We start from the raw sequence: 4,612 nt of genomic DNA, 5'->3' as shown, positions 1-4,612 counted from the left end.
GGCATCGTTCCACACCACACGACAACATCCGAACAGCTTGGCTAACTCGGTTGGCTGACCTGGGGTGGGATAGATTCTGTACTGATATCGGCTTTTCATGATGCTAGGATACCAAAGATAGAGAGGATTGGGGCGATAGACTCCGACAAAAAAGCCGCCCTGGAAGGGCGGGTCTTCAGACCCATTAGTTTTGGTGACGTTTAGCAGAGCGAGTGCCTTTTGCCTGGAATGGAAAAAAAATTCTGCATTATTAGATACCTAAATTTGTAAATTTTTGTTAAATATGTTAAAGTTGTTTTAACATAACTTGGAATAGAAATACACCTATGCCATTCACCATTGACTCGGCTCGTAGCATTTTTCCTGAAACCCTAGCGGCTGACGTGGTTCCGGCAACCATTGCTCGGTTCAAACAGCTTAGTGCCGAAGATCAATTGGCTCTCATTTGGTTTGCTTATCTGGCAATGGGCAAAACCATTACCGTTGCTGCTCCTGGGGCTGCGAATATGCAGTTTGCTCAAAGGACTCTAGAGGAAATTCGGCAGATGACTCCCCTACAGCAAACCCAGGCTATGTGTGACTTGGCGAACCGGACAGATACTCCCATTTGTCGTACCTATGCTAGTTGGTCTGCGAATATCAAGCTGGGTTTCTGGTATGAACTAGGACGGTTCATGGAACAAGGAATTGTTGCGCCTATTCCCGAAGGATACAAACTCTCAGCTAACGCCAATGCTATCCTAGCGACTATTCAAGGTATTGATCCGGGTCAACAAATCACGGTGCTGCGTAATTGTGTTGTTGATATGGGGTTCGATATTAGTAAATTAGATAGCTATCAACGAGTAGCAGAACCTGTTGTACCTCCTAAAGAGATGTCTCAACGGACTAAAGTTAAAATCGAAGGTGTGACTAATTCCACAGTCCTGGAATACATGGACAACTTGAATGCTAACGATTTTGATAACTTAATTAATCTATTTGCAGAAGATGGAGCTTTACAACCTCCTTTCCAAAAACCCATTGTTGGCAAAGATAATGTGCTGCGGTTCTTCCGGGAAGAATGCCAGAATCTGAAGTTAATCCCAGAACAAGGTGTTTCTGAATCGGTGGAAGATGGCTATACTCAGATTAAGGTTACTGGTAAAGTGCAAACTCCTTGGTTTGGTGGTAATGTGGGCATGAATATTGCTTGGCGTTTCTTGCTGAACCCGGAAAATAAGGTTTTCTTTGTGGCGATTGATTTGTTGGCATCTCCCAAAGAGTTGTTGAACTTGGTGCGCTAGAAACATCCTGAGTCGGGGATTGAGTACGCTAGGGCATACCTGACCTTTATACTTGATGCAAGTGACCCTTGGGGGGAGATGACTTCTACGGAAGATTGGTAAAAATCTGCTTGGGCTAGTCACCTTGTAGAGCCAAGAATCCCCGCGCCTTGATTGCCCGGGAGTGTCAAATAGGTGAGCGCTTCGTGAAAAAAAGCGCTCCCTTTTCTATTGGGGTTTTTAATGGTACACTAAGCTGTTAATTATTTAAATTTCTGTCTCGATCCAAGCTAGCTAAAGGGTTCGGCTTTTAGAAGAGGCGGTTTAAATGCGAACTAGCTTACCGCTTAAATAATTGTTAAATAGTAGCGCGCAAATATCGGCTTTGGTAATGCTCAATTAGGTGATGATAAGTGAGTGAAATTGATTGGTCTGAAGAGGATAAAAACGCGGCTGTAGATGCCTTGCATAAGGCCTATAAGCGGGAGCTTAAGATTCTGATTGATGAGGTTAAACAAAAAGCGTTTAATCTCACAGAGGTTGAGGAGGTGTGGAAATTGCACGACTTTTTAAGTGCGAGAAGACACGATATTGATGGTAAGTATGATTATCGAGATGCTGCCAGTGTGTTTGTATTAGCCACATTAGTTAAACAGGGATGGTTAAGCTTGGAAGAATTACAGGTTTTGAGTCGAGATAAATTAGCGAAAATCTCGGCTCTGACTAGGATCTAATTTTCGTACCAACCCTAGCCCCTCATTGCTGGAACGTGAATCGTTTAAACTAGAAGAACGGAAGAGACTCATGCCATACTGAGAGAAACTGTTATCTTGATTGATTAGCTATTGTTTGTCAGTGACCTCAGCCCCTCTCTCCTCTTTCGCTTGAACAATTTTTGAGTCCTGACTACTCCTGTGTACACTATGCGCCGATTATCCTCTTCTCCTGTTCCCGATTCCCAACCTCCTGCGAAAAACAAGAGGAGGAGGGCTTTTCATTTAACCGTCGGTCAAAAGATTAGTATTGGGTATGGGGTGGCATTGGCGATCGCTGTTTTGGGGACAACGAGCGGCGTTTTGATGGGAAACCAGTACCAGGAAAGAGTCCGAACTCTACGGAATGTTAGTCTTGAGGAGAGCCATTTGATCAACTCCTTGGAAGTGGCTCTTTTGCATGGTCAACTCCACTATTACGAGCTAAAAGACCCCCCCCCAGACTCTAGCGACTATGAGAAACTCCGAGAGAAATTGGAAGACATGGCGCGGGAAATCCAAGATGTGCAGTATCTTTGGCTAACCTTCCAGGAATACTACGCACCGGAGAATTTAAGTGAGTTTTCCCAGGGAGAGGCGATCGCATCTCAACTCATTGCCCAGTACAATCCCATCCTACAGGACGTTTTACAGCCAATTGATCCCCAGTGGTTAGAACAGATTCAACAACTCAGCACCTCAACCAACCCCGATCAGCTTCTCCTATTACGGGATCAAATAGCCTCCATCTATACTCTAGAACAGGTGGAAGCTATGCACAATTTGTCCAAAGACTTAGGCGATCTCTATAAACAATTAGAAGGACAATGGGAAACTGCCTCCGTTTTAAGTCAACAAGTAGCTCTCTTACGGACTCAAATTATTGTCATTAGTATGTTTATTTCCTGTGTGATGGGTATCCTCTGCGCCATCATCACCAGTCGAGCTATTACCCAGCCCTTGCGCTCCCTCACCGCAGTAGCAGAACAAGTGACAGAAGAATCAGATTTTTCCCTACAAGCACCCGTTACTACACAGGATGAAATCGGCGTTCTCGCTGTTGCCTTAAATGAACTGATTGCCCGAGTGCAAGAACTCCTCGCAGAACAACAAGCGGCTAATACCACCCAATTATTACAAAGTGAAAAAATGTCTAGCTTGGGGCGAATGTTGGCCGGAGTTGCCCATGAAATTAATAATCCCGTCAACTTTATTTATGGCAATGTTACCCATGCAACCGAGTATGTTGATGATTTATTGAGATTGTTGGAAACCTATCAAAGGGAAATCCCTAATCCCCCAGAATCCATTGAAGAACAGGCCGAGGAAATTGATCTAGATTTTTTAACGGATGATCTACCAAAACTTTTAAATTCTATGCGAGTCGGGGCAGATCGTACCCGACAAATTGTTTTAAGCCTTAAAAATTTCTCCCGGCTAGATGAAGCACAACCGCGCCCTGTGAATTTAAAAGACTGTTTAGAAAGTACATTATTAATCCTCCATAATCGCTTAAAACAAGGGGTTCAGGTGAGTTGTGATTATGGCGAGATTCCCGATATTGATGGCTTTAGTAGTTCCCTTTATCAAGTATTTATGAACTTAATTAGTAATGCGTTAGATGCCTTACCTGAACCTCATCCTACTAAACCGAAACTCAGCATTAAAACGGAACTATGTCAAGATAGAACGGGCTGGGTAGCGGTGCGCATTGCAGATAATGGCTGTGGGATTCCCCCGGAACAACAATCGAAAATTTTTGAAGCCTTTTATACCACTAAGCCTGTGGGAGTGGGGACAGGTTTAGGATTAGCTATCACCCGACAGTTAGTGATGGAAAAACATGGGGGAGAAATTCAACTCAATTCTGAAGTGGGGAAAGGGACAGAATTTATTATTTTATTGCCGATTAAACATCAGGATGAGGTGTTGGCGGCTTAATCAAGTTCTCTTTTTTCTGCCAAGCTTGACCCATCCTTAACCCTAAACCGAGGGTGATTTCTTTCATCACCCAGTAAAGAATCGTTAACACCCAGAAGGTGATAAACATTACGAAGACGGGACGCTTGCTGGTGAAGTCGTTTAAAATACTATAGGTAATGTCATCCGGGTTGGTAATTAAATCCCAACTGTTAAAGCGTTGAAAGCGGCCTAAATAGACTCCAATTGCCGATAAAAGATGAATGACTAATTCTGCGAGCAAAATAAATTTTTTTGCTCCAATTTTCCGCAGATAATGCCCAACATTCATCACCGAGATGACATAGGCTTCAAATCCGGCAATGATGGCTAATAAATGTTGGGGGATTAAGACAAGGGTGATGACCCAAGCCGAGAATCCGGCGCGGGTGGCTCGGATGAGGTGAATAATATCGGTGAGGAGGTAGGGCGCATTGGGGAGAAAGGCGATGAATACGACGAAATTAAACCACCAAAAAGCCGAACGTCTGAGGGAACGACGACGGAAGAGTTGACACTCCACTGCCTAAAGGCGAGTGGATTCTTTCCTCATAGACTCTTGTCTAGCCAATCAGAAATTGACCCCGACAGAACGTCTCCGAAAGCATTTTGAATCACGGGCTGTCCGACCGCGAT

Annotated in this window: 5 protein-coding genes; 3 read left to right on the top strand and 2 right to left on the bottom strand. The window is 44.0% G+C overall.

What is annotated here, in order from left to right:
- On the bottom strand, window positions 1–99 hold a 99-nt coding region (locus K4A83_RS22115), incomplete at its 3' end, for a helix-turn-helix domain-containing protein (RefSeq protein ID WP_265266878.1).
- 227 nt (window positions 100–326) lie between these two features.
- Between K4A83_RS22115 and K4A83_RS22110 the strand changes: the two genes are divergently transcribed.
- From K4A83_RS22110 to K4A83_RS22100, 3 genes are all read left to right on the top strand, one after another.
- Entirely contained in the window at window positions 327–1,286 is a 960-nt protein-coding gene (locus K4A83_RS22110; protein WP_265266877.1) for an orange carotenoid-binding protein, read from the top strand.
- A gap of 392 nt (window positions 1,287–1,678) precedes the next feature.
- Window positions 1,679–1,999 (top strand): hypothetical protein, encoded by a 321-nt coding sequence (locus K4A83_RS22105; RefSeq protein ID WP_265266876.1) that lies wholly within the window; start codon window positions 1,679–1,681, stop codon window positions 1,997–1,999.
- Between the two features lie 189 nt (window positions 2,000–2,188).
- Window positions 2,189–3,958, top strand: a complete 1,770-nt coding sequence (locus tag K4A83_RS22100; RefSeq protein ID WP_265266875.1) for a sensor histidine kinase — start codon at window positions 2,189–2,191, stop codon at window positions 3,956–3,958.
- Here the strand turns inward: K4A83_RS22100 and K4A83_RS22095 are convergent.
- On the bottom strand, window positions 3,927–4,499 hold the full coding sequence (locus K4A83_RS22095; protein ID WP_265266874.1) for a DUF1361 domain-containing protein: 573 nt from the start codon (window positions 4,497–4,499) through the stop codon (window positions 3,927–3,929). The two genes, K4A83_RS22100 and K4A83_RS22095, sit on opposite strands and share 32 nt — an antisense overlap.
- Window positions 4,500–4,612 lie beyond the last annotated feature (113 nt).

The organism is Spirulina subsalsa FACHB-351 (assembly GCF_026130165.1).
Classification (GTDB): Bacteria; Cyanobacteriota; Cyanobacteriia; order Cyanobacteriales; family Spirulinaceae; genus Spirulina_A; species Spirulina_A subsalsa_A.
The sequence above is the reverse complement of the archived record's forward strand: the minus strand, read 5'-3'. Positions and strand labels throughout refer to the sequence as shown.

Bases quoted from the DNA above. Each gene is read 5' to 3' on its own strand.
- K4A83_RS22110 (WP_265266877.1), top strand. From the start codon at position 327: ATGCCATTCACCATTGACTCGGCTCGTAGCATTTTTCCTGAAACCCTA.
- K4A83_RS22100 (WP_265266875.1), top strand. From the start codon at position 2,189: ATGCGCCGATTATCCTCTTCTCCTGTTCCCGATTCCCAACCTCCTGCG.